Annotated in this window: 13 protein-coding genes; 7 read left to right on the top strand and 6 right to left on the bottom strand. The window is 38.9% G+C overall.

Features of this window, described 5'->3' with window-relative positions; genetic code table 11:
• Nucleotides 1–170 precede the first annotated feature (170 nt).
• Together HX021_RS07955 and HX021_RS07950 are read left to right on the top strand one after the other, a co-directional pair.
• On the top strand, nucleotides 171–920 hold the full coding sequence (locus tag HX021_RS07955) for a HesA/MoeB/ThiF family protein (protein WP_286589620.1): 750 nt from the start codon (nucleotides 171–173) through the stop codon (nucleotides 918–920).
• 112 nt (nucleotides 921–1,032) lie between these two features.
• Nucleotides 1,033–1,722, top strand: coding sequence for a hypothetical protein (locus tag HX021_RS07950; protein WP_286589619.1), 690 nt, complete (start codon nucleotides 1,033–1,035; stop codon nucleotides 1,720–1,722).
• Nucleotides 1,723–1,735: 13 nt separating this feature from the next.
• Here the strand turns inward: HX021_RS07950 and HX021_RS07945 are convergent, their stop codons facing one another.
• Nucleotides 1,736–2,497, bottom strand: a complete 762-nt coding sequence (locus HX021_RS07945) for a response regulator transcription factor (protein WP_286589618.1) — start codon at nucleotides 2,495–2,497, stop codon at nucleotides 1,736–1,738.
• A gap of 351 nt (nucleotides 2,498–2,848) precedes the next feature.
• On the opposite strand from HX021_RS07945, the gene HX021_RS07940 reads away from it, so the two are divergent.
• The 4 genes from HX021_RS07940 to HX021_RS07925 all read left to right on the top strand — a co-directional run bounded on the left by HX021_RS07940 (nucleotide 2,849) and on the right by HX021_RS07925 (nucleotide 11,639).
• The gene (locus HX021_RS07940) at nucleotides 2,849–3,289 is read left to right on the top strand and encodes a hypothetical protein (protein WP_286589617.1); all 441 of its coding nucleotides are present in this window, start codon (nucleotides 2,849–2,851) and stop codon (nucleotides 3,287–3,289) included.
• Nucleotides 3,290–3,606: 317 nt separating this feature from the next.
• Complete coding sequence (locus HX021_RS07935; RefSeq protein ID WP_286589616.1) at nucleotides 3,607–6,699, top strand: GH92 family glycosyl hydrolase; 3,093 nt, start codon at nucleotides 3,607–3,609, stop codon at nucleotides 6,697–6,699.
• A 415-nt stretch (nucleotides 6,700–7,114) separates the two neighbouring features.
• Complete coding sequence (locus HX021_RS07930; RefSeq protein ID WP_286589615.1) at nucleotides 7,115–9,364, top strand: GH92 family glycosyl hydrolase; 2,250 nt, start codon at nucleotides 7,115–7,117, stop codon at nucleotides 9,362–9,364.
• Nucleotides 9,365–9,395: 31 nt separating this feature from the next.
• Nucleotides 9,396–11,639, top strand: a complete 2,244-nt coding sequence (locus tag HX021_RS07925; RefSeq protein ID WP_286589614.1) for a GH92 family glycosyl hydrolase — start codon at nucleotides 9,396–9,398, stop codon at nucleotides 11,637–11,639.
• Nucleotides 11,640–11,713: 74 nt separating this feature from the next.
• Here the strand turns inward: HX021_RS07925 and HX021_RS07920 are convergent, their stop codons facing one another.
• Nucleotides 11,714–12,256: a GNAT family N-acetyltransferase gene (locus HX021_RS07920; protein WP_286589613.1), complete on the bottom strand. Its 543-nt coding sequence runs from the start codon at nucleotides 12,254–12,256 to the stop codon at nucleotides 11,714–11,716.
• Nucleotides 12,257–12,521: 265 nt separating this feature from the next.
• On the opposite strand from HX021_RS07920, the gene HX021_RS07915 reads away from it, so the two are divergent.
• Nucleotides 12,522–13,292, top strand: a complete 771-nt coding sequence (locus tag HX021_RS07915) for a DUF72 domain-containing protein (RefSeq protein WP_286589612.1) — start codon at nucleotides 12,522–12,524, stop codon at nucleotides 13,290–13,292.
• Here the strand turns inward: HX021_RS07915 and HX021_RS07910 are convergent.
• The 4 genes from HX021_RS07910 to HX021_RS07895 form a co-directional block, all read right to left on the bottom strand.
• Nucleotides 13,286–13,621: a hypothetical protein gene (locus HX021_RS07910; RefSeq protein ID WP_286589611.1), complete on the bottom strand. Its 336-nt coding sequence runs from the start codon at nucleotides 13,619–13,621 to the stop codon at nucleotides 13,286–13,288. The genes HX021_RS07915 and HX021_RS07910 overlap by 7 nt on opposite strands.
• An 11-nt stretch (nucleotides 13,622–13,632) precedes the next feature.
• On the bottom strand, nucleotides 13,633–13,953 hold the full coding sequence (locus tag HX021_RS07905; protein ID WP_286589610.1) for a hypothetical protein: 321 nt from the start codon (nucleotides 13,951–13,953) through the stop codon (nucleotides 13,633–13,635).
• A 13-nt stretch (nucleotides 13,954–13,966) separates the two neighbouring features.
• Complete coding sequence (locus HX021_RS07900) at nucleotides 13,967–14,281, bottom strand: hypothetical protein (protein WP_286589609.1); 315 nt, start codon at nucleotides 14,279–14,281, stop codon at nucleotides 13,967–13,969.
• A gap of 341 nt (nucleotides 14,282–14,622) precedes the next feature.
• Nucleotides 14,623–15,576 carry an alpha/beta fold hydrolase gene (locus HX021_RS07895; RefSeq protein WP_502959000.1) on the bottom strand — a complete coding sequence of 318 codons (954 nt, stop codon included), beginning with the start codon at nucleotides 15,574–15,576 and terminating at the stop codon, nucleotides 14,623–14,625.
• Nucleotide 15,577: the final 1 nt, after the last annotated feature.

Raw genomic sequence — 15,577 nt, 5'->3', positions numbered from 1 at the left:
ATGTATCATGTTTCGCACCTGATGTTCTTGATAATCTGATTTTTTCGTCCTCATTTTTCATTCCGATATTAGTGCTGATTGAACCAACTTTTGAAACATTTTCAGCATACTGACCTGATATTTTATAAATTATAGTACTATCTTTATCAAGGTATAAATTGCCGTAAAATATGAATTTGAGATATCTACGTAACAATATACATATTAAAGAGGAAGAGCAGCAGAGCATCAAGGACTTCCCTGTGCTTATCGGTGGTTGCGGTATCGGAAGTTATATTGCAGAATGTTTATTACGGATGGGGTTTGAAAACCTGACCATTATAGATGGTGATACGGTAGAATTGAGCAATCTTAATCGTCAAAATTATCTACAAAAAGATATAGGTATCAAAAAGGTCATTGCAATCAAAGAGCGATTGATGGCAATCAATCCAGATGCAAATGTAGTCATTTATCCAGAGTTCATTGATCGGAAAAACCTTTATGAACTTGATCTTCAGCATAAAGTAGCGATTAATGCATTGGATTTTTCATCTGATATTCCTTTTTTATTCGATGCGTATATGGCACAAAAAGGCATACCGGTCATTCATCCTTACAACTTGGGATGGGCGGGCTTTTTAACTGTAATCACACCAGAAAGCCGTAACCTGCAACAGTTGAGTAAAGAACATCAGGTATTTGAAATGAATGTTGGAAAATTTATTGTGGACAGTTTGAAAGCAAAGCATATAGAAACTCGCTGGCTTGAAGATTTTCTCACAGCATATGGTAAAATAGCAATGGATTCGCCGCCACCACAATTATCATTAGGGTTATATCTGTTGTCAGGTATGGTTAGCCATATTGTGTTCAATATCGCCACAAATAAACCAATAAAAGTTTTTCCAGATTCATATTATTTATCTATGCATGAGTGAGATAGCTGATTGAGGTTAGAGGGTTGTTACACTTTTGTGTAGTAATTGTTTTGACAAGAAGATTTAAGCTAAAAATCTTTATTTTTATAGTTGCATATTGAATTTCATCTGCATGAACTGGACGCCTGAAAATTATTATTTTACTAAACTTAATAGAAACGAACTTCCTGAACTTATTCATTTTTATTTAGTAACTACACAGGAACACTACAAGCTCAATGACTATTCTGAAAAAGAATATCGTACAGATTATGACTCACTGATCGGGGAAGATGCGGTATTCTTTGATCGATCAATTTATTATGTACTTCGAAGTAAAATAGATCATGGAATTCAAGCTTCCATTCGAATTACTTATTGGGATAAAGAAACTTGCCTGCCCATTCAAAAATTATTTGATATTGAAACAGACAGCTTATTGATTCCAGATATCGATAATTTTTGGCATATAGGTCGCTTTGTTATTTCAGGTAAAATAGTGGGCAATAGGATTAATATTTTGAAAAAAATGCTTTTCGATGCTTTTTATGGTCCATTTAGCCTTGGTAGTGGGTTGATCATTGCTGAATGTGACAAAAAAGTAGTCAATACCCTCCGAAAATTAGAAATTGAATCCTATCAATTAGGCGATCCGATCATCTATCTTTATTCAGAAACCTTACCAATTTATATTAAATCGGAATGGCTTAAGACATTTATCCAAAAGAATAGATTTTCACAGTTTAGCGACGGAAATGACAATGATATTCAGAAATTTATCGATCTGTCTAAACTCATGTTATCGTATTCTAAAAATGAATAGCTGTATAACGCGTTTAAAAGAGAGATAATTCGATGGCCAATGCCGTTGCTTCCGTGATACTTTTAACTTTCAATTTCGAAAATATCTGTTTCTTATGGAACTTAACTGTATCAATGGATACATAGAGCCGATCTGCAATTTGATCCATTGTAAGTCCCTGTGCTGAAAAAAGGAGAATATCTTTTTCTCGGGGTTTTAATTTGACACGAAGGGTCTCTACCCACACGTCTTTATCCAGATCATATTCAAATTGTTTCCCATCTTCATCGGACTTAAATTTGATATTGCCAGGGTTGGCATGCGATGAAATGGAAACCAGACAAAGGGCAATCCAGGGATTTGAGTGTTTATCCAACAGTAGCGGCTTCAGCTTATGATTTATCAACAGGGGTTTGCTGCCAGGTTGCTTTAAGTGGAAATCATAAGATATGGAAAATTTTAATCGATCCTTAGTATCCAGGTTTCCGAAAAAAGCAAAACCGACATCGTTAGCTTTTTTTATTAACAATAGATCGTCTTTGGGGACATTATCAAGATAATGCTGATAACCTTCCTTTAAAACCTTCTCGGGAGAACTCCCACATAAAAAAATCGGATTGTCAGATACAAATAAAAAACTCTTTTTTGAATAGTCAATTAAATATATACTCTGATAAGTTAACCTGCTTAAAGATCGAGCGAAATTAATGAAGGCTTCCACAATTTCATAGTCATCTTTGCTAAAATCATCCTTAACATGTACCGGTTTAAAAAAATCTTCAATTTTAATTTTCATAGTGTAAATTACAAAGATGACCCGCGATCGCTTCAAATCCCAAGTTAAGATTAATATTGTCCAAGGCTCTTAGTGCCGCAAAAATAAGGATTTAATCTCAAATCACACGTGACTAATAGGTTGGTTTATCCCCATTATTTGTATGTTGAGCAATCACCCAAAACAATAGTTGAAAATTCTAATACTTTAAATGTCTGTAATATAAAGGTATAACGCTCTACACAAATGTGTAGAATGTTCTTCATAATGAGAATATAAAGATTAAACTTTTTATCTTTACTAAGTCAAAGCTATTAAATTATATAAATATAACCTATTGGATTCAAAATACCCAATATTAAATTGTCGCTTATGGCAATCGCTAAAAAAGTAATCTCAACAATCTGTTTGTTTTTGGCAATGATCTTATCGCTGATAAGCTGTAAGGAACCTTTTGCGACCAGGCGTGGCCCAGAGTTTGATGCGAGCACCCATCAGTTTAATTCTCCAAAAGTAGACACGATCCTATTGACCAAAAATAATGAAAGATGGTGGTTGAATGATGTGCTTATCAATAATCTCAGTATGGACCTTTATAGGCCGCGGGTAAATTTGAAGTATGAGAATAATACCACCAATCCCTTAGCTCTGGCTGGAGTTAAAGGTGATTGGTTTGAAATCTCTAAAATTGACGAACATCGGATTAAGGTTGTCCTATTTGCCAATCAGAGTGGCAGAAGACGATTTTTGAAGTTTACCACTCAATCTGGAAATGTCTTCAATATGATCAATATAGAGCAAGCAATGAATTAAGTGGGTAAATCTCTTCGATCTATTCCCTATTTATTTGTAAAAACAATATGTATACACATATTGTTTTTTTTATGCTTGTTATTTGCATTTTTTTATAGTAATATTGTGGTGTTTACCATTTATTTAATGGTTAGTGTGTGTTTTGTATGATTGTTTATGTATGTACAAATTAAGGTACTTTTAATAAAAAGTAGCACAAGCTATACGAGGAAACCTCTCTTTACTGAAATTTGGGAAGGAGATAAAGAAGAAAACTATAAAATCTGCGAATTATGAAAATCTATTTCTCCCTATCATGTCTTATAAGCGTATTTTTAATGTCCATTCAGCTTGTTTCAGGACAAGATAAGACGATTTGGCAAGTAGGAAATACAGACGGTTCTAGCAAGGAATTTGCATTATCACCAGGTAATTATAAAAAGTTCTTGGAACATGATTTTGGTTATGAGGACAGGTCGTTTATTATTGGCCAGTCATCGCCCATAAAAGATCTTCCCTATGTATTACCCGGACCAGCCAACGAATGGGGTGGAACTGGCGGGACTTCAGGATTAAGGACGCATTTTCTAAACCTAAACTATGTGCTAAATAAGACGAATAAAGGTAAATGGACCTTTGAAGTTAACTTGGCTAATAGTGATCCCAAACATATACCAACCTTGCAGATTTCAATTAATGGTGAAGTTTATAATTACGAGTTAAAAAAAGGAGCAGGGACCGGCGAACCGATAAGTACCAATGCTAAGTCCGGTGCTTCCACAATAACACTGGCATTGCCTGCACACCTTGTTCGCCCGGGGTTTAACCAGATTACTTTAACAGTTATCAAAGGTGGTTGGATCGAGTTTGACTCCTTTAGGTTGTCAGGACCCCAAAAAGCAAGGCTACTGACTGATTATACGACCATCGTTAAACAGGTGCAACAGTCGGATTTTGAGGTTAAAAATGGTAATGAGCGTGTGCAGTACATGTTGGTTGATCTCTTGAAATTGAAGGATGATGAACAGGTCAAGGTCATATTGGATGGTCAGAAGATTTACGAGGAGACACAAGAAAAAGGGACGTCTCGATTGGAGATCCCAATGCCCTATACATCGAAAAAAGTGCAGAGCCGATACGCGATTTATAGCAATGATCAATTAATAAGCTCCGATACCATAACCCGCGGGCCTAAGAGGCTGGGCGGAGTGTCGGATTATGTCAATACGATGATAGGGGCGGCACATTCCAGATGGATGCTGGCCCCAGGACCATGGATGCCATTTGGAATGGTTAAGATTAGTCCGGACAACCAAAATATTGGCTGGCAAGCTGGTTACGAACCTTCAATAGAATCCATTGGCACCTTTAGCCATATACACGAATGGACAATGGCAGGGCTCGGGACTTTCCCTACTGCTGGTCCACTAAAAACGAGGGTCGGAGATCAATATAGCACCAATTCGGGATATCGATCAGCAATTGATAAAACGACTGAAAGAGCGCCCTTAGGATATTACGCAGTACATCTTATAGATCACGATATTGATGTGAAACTAACAGCAGGGACAAGATCCAGTTTTCAGAAATACACGTATCATAAATCCGATACCGGGCGTATTATGGTCGATCTCAAAGTCAATGGGGAATACGATTATAAGATTAAGGGCCTATCTCTTAAAAAAATATCAGATTATAAGATCGTAGGATATAGCAATCAACTTTCCGAGAATGTGTGGTCAACAGATGCCAAACAAGATTATGTTGTCTATTTCGTGATGGAGTTTGATAGACCGATCATAAATTATGGTACATGGCACAATGATAAAATTAGAAAAGGTGCTGATCTCATGGCTGATAGTGCGCAGTTTGCAGGTATGTTTGTCGAATTTGATGTCCATAGTGATAAAGATGTACAGCTGCGGACAGGTATTTCCTATGTGAGTATTGCCAATGCGGAGGAAAACCTGGCAACAGAACTGTCAGATCCATTTGGGTGGTCCTTTGACCAAGTGGTGGCCAATCAGCATCGTGTTTGGGATGAGCTGCTTGGTCGATTGGAAATTAAGACAAGCGATTACCTGGAGAAGGAGAAATTTTATACAAATATGTACCGTACATTGGCAAGCCGGAATACATTTAGTGATGTTAATGGACAATGGCGGTCTTCAGACGAAGTGGTTCAGACTTTGGCGCATAAAGATGACCTTGCTTTGGGCTGTGACGCATTTTGGAATACATTCTGGAATCTGAATCAATTTTGGAATCTGGTTACACCAGAATGGTCGAATAAATGGGTTCGTTCACAGTTGGCGATGTATGATGCTAATGGCTGGTTGGCCAAAGGCCCGGCAGGGATGGAGTATATTCCTGTCATGGTTGCCGAACATGAAATACCACTGATCGTGGGTGCATATCAAATGGGAATACGGGATTATGATGTATCAAAGGCATTCCATGCGGTTAAGAAAATGCAGATGACCAGTCCTTCGAAATTTGAAGGTGGTTTTGCAGGCAACCGGGATTTGGATGTCTACTTAAAATATAAATATGTTCCGTATGATTTGGGTAGATTCTCAAACTCTATGGAATATAGTTTTGATGATTGGACAGTAGGACAGTTTGCGAAATCCTTGGGCAAGGACACGGATTATAACTATTTTAATGAGCGGGGAACGTGGTGGAAGAATGCCATTGATGTTAAAAGTGGCTATGCAAGAATGAAAGATGCCAAAGGTGAATGGTACAAAGATTTTGATCCTTTTAAATCCGGTGCCAATCATCATTATGTAGAAGGAAATGCCTGGCAACTGACATTCTTTGTGCCGCAGGATATTCCTGCCCTGGCTCAGATGATCGGAGAGGATGTTTTTTTGAAACGCTTGGAATGGGGCTTTGGGGAAAGTGAAAAATGGCGCTATAATGGTCCAAATGACCAGTATTGGGATTATCCTGTTGTTCAAGGAAACCAGCAGTCCATGCATTTTGCATACATTTTTAATTGGTTGAACAAACCGTGGCTGACGCAGAAATGGAGCCGATCAATAGGTGAAAGATATTATGGGCAGGGAATTTCAAATGCCTATTTGGGTGATGAGGATCAAGGACAGATGAGTGCATGGTATGTTATGAATGCTATTGGTTTATTTCAGCTCGATGGAGGTACCCGGGCTAAACCGATATACGAAATAGGCAGTCCATCTTTTGAGGAAATTAAAATTAAGCTGGACGGAAGGTACGGTAGGGGAAGTCAATTTGTAATCAAAGCAAAAAATGCAAGCAAAAGAAATATGTATGTGCAGGGAGCGAACCTGAACGGTAAGCCACTTCATACCTTCTATTTTAATGCTGAAGAACTGCTAAAGGGCGGAGAGCTGATCCTGGAAATGGGCGATAAACCTAATATGCAGTGGGGACTTGCGCATGAATAGGCATCATCTGGGAAGAACTTATGGCTGCTGGCGAAGGAGGAAGATTTTATTACGTACTTTCCTGAGAAGGATATTCATTTTGTTAAAGTTTGGTTAAACTACAGATCAAGAGATAAGAAAGTAGGGAAGGGGACGTTTTACAAGTAGTTTTCATAATTTAGGTTAATAATTGGTTAGTTAGTAAAATCCTGAAGCGCCCCACTTCAGGATTTTTTTTGTGCCCAAGAATCCCTTTTGGGATCATTTTTTTGAATATGCTAAATCCTATTAACAAACGTAAAATGATCGATATAACTGCCATGGATATTTGTAAATCTTTGCAATTATCTGTAGTATTGTGACCGCACGCTAAAATCTGCGATTTTGTTCTTTTCTGTTAAGGAGAAGTAAATAGAAAATCGCTTATCAAGATGATATGATCAAGTTTATCCGTTATTTCCTTCTAGGAGTATTGATGTGGGAGAATGTTTCTGCCCAAAATCTTCCTACAGACTATGTTAACCCCTTTATCGGGACCAGTAATTATGGTACCACTAACCCTGGAGCCCAGGTACCTCATGGGCTTATGAATGTATCTCCCTTTAATGTCATGGGATCTACGTTAAATGCATTTGATAAAGATGCCAGGTGGTGGTCTACTCCATACGAACACAGCAACCGTTACTTTACCGGATTTTCACATGTGAATCTCAGCGGTGTCGGCTGCCCAGATATGGGAAGCTTGTTGTTGATGCCAACATCCGGAAAACTGGAGGTGGACTACCATGAATATGGGAGCACCTATGCACAAGAAGAAGCTCATCCGGGTTATTACAGTAATGTATTAAAAAAATATGGGATTAAGACAGAAGTCTCAGCAACTACCCGTGTAGGAGTGTCCAGATTCACCTTTCCTAAAGGACAGGCGAATATTTTACTTAATCTAGGGGAAGGATTAACCAATGAGACCGGCGCCACAGTCCGTTATGTCAGTGATACAGAGCTCGAAGGATCAAAATTGCTAGGCTCTTTTTGTTACACCAACAATCAGGCCGTATACCCCATCTTCTTTGTGATGCGTGTCAATAAAAAGCCTGCGAAAAAGGGGTACTGGAAATTCCAACGTGCAGGAGAAAAATGGGAAAATGATTGGAACAAAGATGCAGGAAAGTATAAGGTTTTTACAGATTATACAGATCAACTATCTGGTGATGACCTCGGCGCATTTCTAAGTTTTGATGTTCAGGAAAATGAAAGTGTAGAAGTCCAACTTGCCGTGTCATTCGTGAGTGTTGAGAATGCCCGTAAAAATCTGGAGGCTGAACAACAAGAGTTTGGCTTTGAAAAGACCAGGGCGGAAGCTTCATCCTTATGGAATAAGGCGCTGTCAAAAATTCAGGTTGAAGGAGGCACCGAAGATCAAAAAACAGTTTTTTATACCGCATTATATCATGCGATGATCCATCCCAATATTTTGCAGGATGTCAATGGTGAATACCCTGCCATGGAAAACCGGAAGACACTTGTCGCAGACCACAATCGTTTTACTGTATTTTCATTGTGGGATACCTATAGGAATGTACAGCCCCTGATGTCATTGGTTTATCCAGATAGACAAGTCGGTATGATCCGTTCGATGATCGATATCTATAAAGAAAATGGCTGGATGCCGAAATGGGAATTATATAGTCGGGAGAGTTTCACGATGGACGGTGATCCTGCCATACCTGTGATTGTCGATGCATGGATGAAAGGGATTCGGGATTATGATATCAATACCGCTTATGAAGCATTTTTAAAATCGGCCACGACAACTGACTCTTCCAACAGAATCCGTCCTGACAATAAAGATTATGTCAAGTATGGCTATGTACCACTTCGGGACTCATTCGATAATTCAGTGTCGCATGCCATTGAATATTATGTAGCTGATTGGAACTTGTCTCAACTGGCTACTTCATTGGGGAAATCTAGTGATGCACAACTATTCAGTAAGCGGGCAAAAGGATATAAGCATTATTATTCCCCTCAGTTTGGTACCTTTCGCCCAATTCTTCCTGATGGAACGTTTTTAACTCCTTTCGATCCCTTGATGGGAGCTAATTTCGAGCCGAATCATGGCTTTCATGAAGGCAATGCATGGAATTATAGTTTTGCGATACCATTTGATATTCCCGGATTGATGAAGTTAATGGGCGGGAAGAAAAAATTTGTCGACAGGTTGCAGTCTACTTTTGATAAAGGGTATTTTGATGTGACCAATGAGCCGGATATGCTTTATCCACATGTGTTCTCAGAGATAAAAGGTGAAGAGTGGCGTACACAGAAGCTAGTTAAACAAATTCTGGAAAAACATTTTACCAATAGCCCAGGCGGTATTCCTGGAAATGATGATACGGGTACCATGTCCACATGGGCATTGATGAATATGATGGGTATTTATCCGTTTTGTCCAGGTAGGCCAGATTACACTGTGGTGACCCCTGTATTTGATAAAGTGGTCATACAATTGGACAACAAGTACTATCCACATGCAGATAAAGTGACTATCAGACGTCAAAAAGATGGAGCGGGAGAATATATCAAAAAAATTCTAGTTGACGGGAAACCACTCGGCGGGTTTAAGATCAGTCATCAGGTTTTGGTCCATAGTAAGGATATCCTAATTGTTACTGGAGACAGATAATAAAGGCCAAGTTTAAATACGTTAACCACACATGAAATTTATAAATTATTTGATCAGTGCAAGCCTATTATCCGTAATGGGCTGTGCTGTGCAGAACAATACCGAAGAGCGTTCATATGCAAATTTAGTCAATCCATTTATAGGAACTGATTTTACCGGAAACACTTATCCGGGAGCACAATCCCCATTTGGAATGGTACAGTTGAGTCCCGACAACGGATTACCAGGTTGGGATCGTATTTCAGGATATTTTTATCCTGATAGTACAATTGCAGGATTCAGTCATACCCATTTGAGTGGCACTGGAGCAGGAGATTTGTATGATATATCGTTTATGCCTGTTACCCTACCTTATCGTGAGGCTGAGGCACCTTTAGGTATACATTCCAGATTTTCGCATGAGCATGAACAGGCTCATGCAGGATATTATCAGGTCAAGCTGACAGATTACAATATTGATGTTGAATTAACGGCAACAGCTCGTTGTGGGATTCAGCGTTATACTTTTCCTGAGGCAGAATCTGCTGTTTTTCTGGATCTGAAAAAAGCAATGAACTGGGATGCAACTACCGATTCCCACATTGAAGTCGTAGATTCCGTTACCATTCGGGGCTACCGTTTTTCTGAAGGTTGGGCCAAAGGACAAAAGGTCTACTTTGAAACCCGATTTTCAAAACCCTTTCAGGCTGTCCATATGGATAGTTCGGTCATCCAGTCAACAGCGGGCGGAGTACCCACAGCCAAACCTACTGGTATGGCATTTAAGGCTCGTTTCGATTTTAAAACCACTGCTGGAGAACAGATTACTTTAAGCACCGCCTTGTCGGGAGTAAGCATGGAAGGAGCTTCCAAAAACTTAAATGCCGAAGTTCCAAAAGACGATTTTGATTATTATCAACAACAAGCCGAAAATAACTGGAATGAAGAGCTGGGGAAAATTGCTGTTGAGACCGCAGATAAAGAAGTTGCTGTAAAATTCTATACCGCCTTATATCATGCTATGCTGGCGCCGACGATATTTGGCGATGTGGATGGGACTTATTTTGGCGCTGACCGGAAAATACATCAAGCCGAAGGTTGGACAAATTACAGCACATTCTCGCTTTGGGATACCTATCGGGCTTCTCATCCTTTATTTACTTATATTGCCCCTAACCGGGTAAATGATATGGTTAAATCGTTTCTCGCATTTTATGAACAAAATGGACGATTGCCAGTATGGAACATCTATGGAAGTGAAACAGATATGATGATTGGTAATCATGCAATACCGGTAATCGTGGATGCGTATTTAAAAGGAATCGGTGATTTTGATGCGAAAAAGGCACTCGAAGCTTGTGTTGCTACAGCCAATATCGATCGTTATCGAGGTATAGGTTTATATAAAAAACTGGGTTATGTACCTTACGATGTTGAGGATGAATATAATGCAGACAACTGGTCTCTGTCGCGTACGCTTGAATATGCGTTCGATGATCATTGTATTGCAATGATGGCCAAAAAGATGGGAAATAAAGACGTTGCGGCAACATTTTTTGCCAGGGCTCAAAATTATAAGAATGTTTATAATCCATCCACATCCTTTATGCAACCGCGGGATAGTCATGGCAAGTTTATCACACCATTTGATCCGGAAGACTACAGTGCTCATATTTGCGAGAGTAATGCATGGCAATATTTTTGGTCAGTACAGCATGATATTCCTGGTTTAATCAAGCTGGTTGGTGGCCAGAAGCGCTTCGAACAGAAGTTGGATAGTATGTTTACGTTTCACCCTGCTGATACAAGTAAGTTACCTATCTTTAGTACAGGTATGATTGGGCAATATGCGCATGGAAATGAACCGAGCCATCATGCCTTATATTTATTCAATGCGGCTGGAAAGCCTTGGAAAACACAGCAATATGCTGCTGAGGTAATGGATAAACTCTATTTGAACAGCCCTTCCGGTTTGAGCGGAAATGATGACTGTGGACAGATGTCGGCCTGGTATGTATTTAGTGCACTTGGTTTTTATCCAGTAGATCCTGTAAGTGGTCGTTATGAGATTGGTACACCATTATTTATGCATGCGGAATTGCAGCTGCCCAATGGAAAAAAGTTGACCATTAAAGCAGATCATGTGGACAAGACCCATTGCTATATCCAATCGGTTACCATTGACGGAAAACCACTGGAAACAAGTTACATTACACATGAGCAAATTATGTCAGGGGCAACTTTGGTATTCAAAATGGGTAATAAACCTGGTCCCGTATGGTATAAAAATAATTGAACTTGACACGAGCTTATTCAGAAAAGATACCTCTATAAAGCATTTGCGTTTTTAGAGGTTTTTTTATGAAAAATCTATTCTATACTTTTATAGAAGTAGGTTGTGCTACAAGGAGAACCATCCGGGAAAAAGGCATAATTGGGAATATCTCCAACAATCTTCCAGCCACATCTTAGATATAATGCATATGCAGGACTGTCTGTAACCGTATCCAGGACAATTAATGATTTGTGTAGGGCCCGAGCGTTAAGTTCGATCTGTTGGAGCAATTTTTTAGCAATCCCTTTTCTGCGAAATGAATTATGGACTAGCATTTTAGCAAGGTCTGCTCGGTGGGATTGATTGGAAGGTAGGTCGATTTGCAATTGGACAGTTCCGACAATCTGTCCAGTCGGTACGTCCTTAGCAATCAATAATATAGTTTTTCCTTGCTCAACTTTTGTGAGGACATGCGTCCAAAATTGGATAGCTTCCGCTATGTTCAGCGTATCCATGAAGCCTATTGATGCACCATGACGAACAACATTCATCGTCAGATCAGCTAATGCTGAAATTGTGGTCTCCGCTGTACGTTCTACCTTTTCAATGACAAACTTGCTTCCTTCGGAAGTACTCATATTATTTCTGATTATGTTTAAGAAATGTATTATTCACGCTGATCCAAGACCTATTTCCGATCCTCCTGTCCCAATGCCATCGGGAAAAAATATATAGTATTATCAATAGGGCTAATGTTCCATCGTATTTTATTGGCTAAATATAATGAAACGAAGTGATTTATTTGGTTATAGCATCATGTTCTGACCGAAAAGACTTCCTGTCACCATCAACTATCATGAATAGTTTTAAAACTATACCCATCCTTTCTGTTGTTATAGTGTCATGGGACAATTATATTTTTCAGGTACGAGTGGTATTCTTTTACCTTATCAAAATAAAAGTTTTTATCCGGAACATTTACGGGAAAAAAGCAGGCTTGCGGTTTATAGCTTATTATTTAACTCACTGGAAGTGAACAGTTCATTTTATAAAATTCCCCAAGAGAAAACTGTTCGGCGATGGGCACAGGAGACAGTAGATCATTTTCGTTTTACCTTTAAAATTTGGCAAGGTATAACACATCAAAAGGGTTTGGACTTTGTTCCCGATGATGTTGCACGTTTTTTATGTTGTGTTGATGCTGTGGGGCACAAGAAAGGCTGTTTATTGTTGCAGCTTCCTCCATCAACTAAATTTACAGCCTTTATAAATCTGACCAAATTATTAACATGTATTTTCCAGCATAAAAGAAGTGCTGGCTGGCATATATGTGTGGAATTTAGGCATGTATCCTGGTATCGGGAAGAAGTATTTGCGTTGTTAAATGCGTATGGAATGGCCATCGTCTTGCACGATAAAGATGGTCATGGACTTATAAATATCCAGTATGATCAGGCCAATTTTATATACCTACGGTTTCATGGCCCCAAAGGTGATTATGGGGGCAGCTATGACGATGTTGTGTTGAATGAATACAGTAGTTACATTAATAAATGGTTAACTGAAGGAAAAGAGGTTTATGCCTATTTCAATAATACGATGGGAGCTGCTATTGCAAATCTGGAGACCTTAGCTGCTGCTACAATTGGTCCAAAACCGAATGCGAATCAATAAAATACATTCCCCCGGATATATTCTCCCTCCATGCAGCCATCCCAATCTTCATGATTGCGCATAATGGAATAGTATACGGAGATTAAAGCCTGGGTTTTAGTGAATAAAGGCACACCCTTTCGAATACGATCATAGTCCGAATAAATGCCAGTATGATCATTCCATTGTAACCAGCTGAGCAATTCTTGTCTTTTCAGTAGCGAGAGTTGATCAAAAAGAGCCTTATCTTTCAGTTCTGAAAGCTTGTAACGCCAATCTTCCCGCTGTAATTCCATCGCTATTATTTTTGGTAATTGACAGCTGATAATCTGTTTGATAAAAAGTTCCATGCGCTCAAGGTTTAATTGTTGAACATAAGTTGAATTCGGCCATTAGAAAAGGTATTATGGGCCTTTTTCAAATGGATACGTGAGATTTCTTTGTAGGTATATTCAATAGCTTTTAATTTAGAAATCGGTTTGATACCATTTTCAAAACATTTACGATCTGTATAGTTTCCTTTGGGATTGTACCATTGTAACCAATCAATAAGTGTTTCCCGTTCCATTGTTTCAAGTCTTTGACGCAAACCATGTAATTCACTTTCTTTTAGCTGTTCACGCCAGTCAGACCATCTTGGTCTTGATGCATATGCTTTGTTCGCTTTGAATTTATTTTCCATAATGGCTCTTGATTTAGATAATTAACTTGCTGATAATGGCATTGCCAAGCTTGCTCTTCATAAACAACGCAATCTGTTTGAGTAATTCGGGACTGACCTCAGGCACTCTTTCTAAGTCCCGGATGAACCATTTCTGAATCATTGGATAATGCTTGGAGCCTGGATCAAACTTGACCACCTCAGCCCTGGATGATTTTCCTTCCGGATCGTAGTATGACCAAAGCACAATGAAAATTGTATTTGGATCCTCGTCTGGATAGGGAGTATGAAAGCGAACAATATCGCCCACGTGTAGTTCCGCGTTGTCATATTTGTTTACCTGTTCCATAAAAGATGCTATCTGAAATTGATAATCAAATATACTAAAAATATTAGTTTAATAAAATTATTAGTAAAATTTATGCTAAAATTATTAATATGCCGTTTTGGCTGCTTTCAATGCCCATATACCGATATGTTTTTTCAGTATAAGCCTGGTTTATCATGAGATCTCTTTGTTCAAGAGGTGTTGTGGCCAGGTATAAACATGTTGGTGCCCTTCAAAAATTAAGTTTTGAGCACCTTATTAGCGTTTTTGTATATGAAAATGGGTGAAAATATAGGAAAAGTAGGCGGGATTACACGCAAAGGCGAAGTGTTCCAATGGGATTTCTTCCTTCTGACAAGAAATCAATCTTGCAAGAAGGAAATAAGTGGTTGAATAAAGCGATCGAATACCTCAATATGTGGAAGATGCCCAACATTGTCTAGCTCAACGAGTTTAGAACCTTTAATTTTTTGTTGGGTTTCTTTTCCCAAATGCTGGTATAAGCCCATCTTAGAGGCAAGTTGTGGATCCTTTACAGTGTTCTTTCCAATTGCTGTTCTGTCCCTTGTTCCAATAATCAATAGCGTAGCGGCTTTAATATGTTGGAATTCGTAAACCACAGGCTGGGTAAAAATCATGTCCGTTGTTTTGGCATTCACCAATGCCACCGTTGGATAATCCGAAGCTTTCGTCCAGCCAGACAAAAGATAAACCCATTCATCATATTCTGGCTTCCATTTATTGTCATAATAAAAAGCATTCTGGTATTTCCTAACCGATTCATAGTCGGTCTTTAACTCTGTTTGATAATTTTGGTCGATGGAAGTGTATGGGGCAACAAGTTTCCAGTCTTCTAGTCCGATGGGATTTTCTAAGATAAGTTTATCCACCATTTCGGGATACATCAAGCTAAATCGTGTTGCTAACATGCCCCCCATCGAATGCCCAAGGAGATAAATTTTATTAAGCTTCAGGCTGTTAAGAAGAAACTTTGTATTTTCAGCCAGCTGCTGAAAACTGAATTGGTATGCTATGGGTTTTGAGGATTTGCCGAAACCGATTTGATCCGGGACTATAACACGGTATCCTGCCTGGTTTAAAGCTTGGATGGTCGTTTTCCAATAAGCACCATTAAAATTTTTACCATGAAGAAGTACAACTGTATGGCCGTTTGTTGTTTGAGGCTGCACATCCATATAAGCCATTTTTAGATGCTCACCCTGACTTTTAAAGTTGAGATACTGTACCTTATACGGGTATTGGTAATTACTTAACATGATGTCCAGGACAGGACGACTTGTTTGTGCATTGGACATC

This window comes from Sphingobacterium sp. N143 (genome assembly GCF_030325625.1).
Taxonomy (GTDB): Bacteria; Bacteroidota; Bacteroidia; order Sphingobacteriales; family Sphingobacteriaceae; genus Sphingobacterium.
The sequence above is the reverse complement of the archived record's forward strand: the minus strand, read 5'-3'. Positions and strand labels throughout refer to the sequence as shown.

Excerpts from the sequence above, each read along its gene's own strand:
- HX021_RS07955 (WP_286589620.1), top strand. The coding sequence starts at position 171 with ATGAATTTGAGATATCTACGTAACAATATACATATTAAAGAGGAAGAG.
- HX021_RS07950 (WP_286589619.1), top strand. The coding sequence starts at position 1,033 with ATGAACTGGACGCCTGAAAATTATTATTTTACTAAACTTAATAGAAAC.
- HX021_RS07945 (WP_286589618.1), bottom strand. The coding sequence starts at position 2,497 with ATGAAAATTAAAATTGAAGATTTTTTTAAACCGGTACATGTTAAGGAT.
- HX021_RS07940 (WP_286589617.1), top strand. The coding sequence starts at position 2,849 with ATGGCAATCGCTAAAAAAGTAATCTCAACAATCTGTTTGTTTTTGGCA.
- HX021_RS07935 (WP_286589616.1), top strand. The coding sequence starts at position 3,607 with ATGTCCATTCAGCTTGTTTCAGGACAAGATAAGACGATTTGGCAAGTA.
- HX021_RS07930 (WP_286589615.1), top strand. The coding sequence starts at position 7,115 with ATGATCAAGTTTATCCGTTATTTCCTTCTAGGAGTATTGATGTGGGAG.
- HX021_RS07925 (WP_286589614.1), top strand. The coding sequence starts at position 9,396 with ATGAAATTTATAAATTATTTGATCAGTGCAAGCCTATTATCCGTAATG.
- HX021_RS07920 (WP_286589613.1), bottom strand. The coding sequence starts at position 12,256 with ATGAGTACTTCCGAAGGAAGCAAGTTTGTCATTGAAAAGGTAGAACGT.
- HX021_RS07915 (WP_286589612.1), top strand. The coding sequence starts at position 12,522 with ATGGGACAATTATATTTTTCAGGTACGAGTGGTATTCTTTTACCTTAT.
- HX021_RS07910 (WP_286589611.1), bottom strand. The coding sequence starts at position 13,621 with ATGGAACTTTTTATCAAACAGATTATCAGCTGTCAATTACCAAAAATA.
- HX021_RS07905 (WP_286589610.1), bottom strand. The coding sequence starts at position 13,953 with ATGGAAAATAAATTCAAAGCGAACAAAGCATATGCATCAAGACCAAGA.
- HX021_RS07900 (WP_286589609.1), bottom strand. The coding sequence starts at position 14,281 with ATGGAACAGGTAAACAAATATGACAACGCGGAACTACACGTGGGCGAT.
- HX021_RS07895 (WP_502959000.1), bottom strand. The coding sequence starts at position 15,576 with ATGTCCAATGCACAAACAAGTCGTCCTGTCCTGGACATCATGTTAAGT.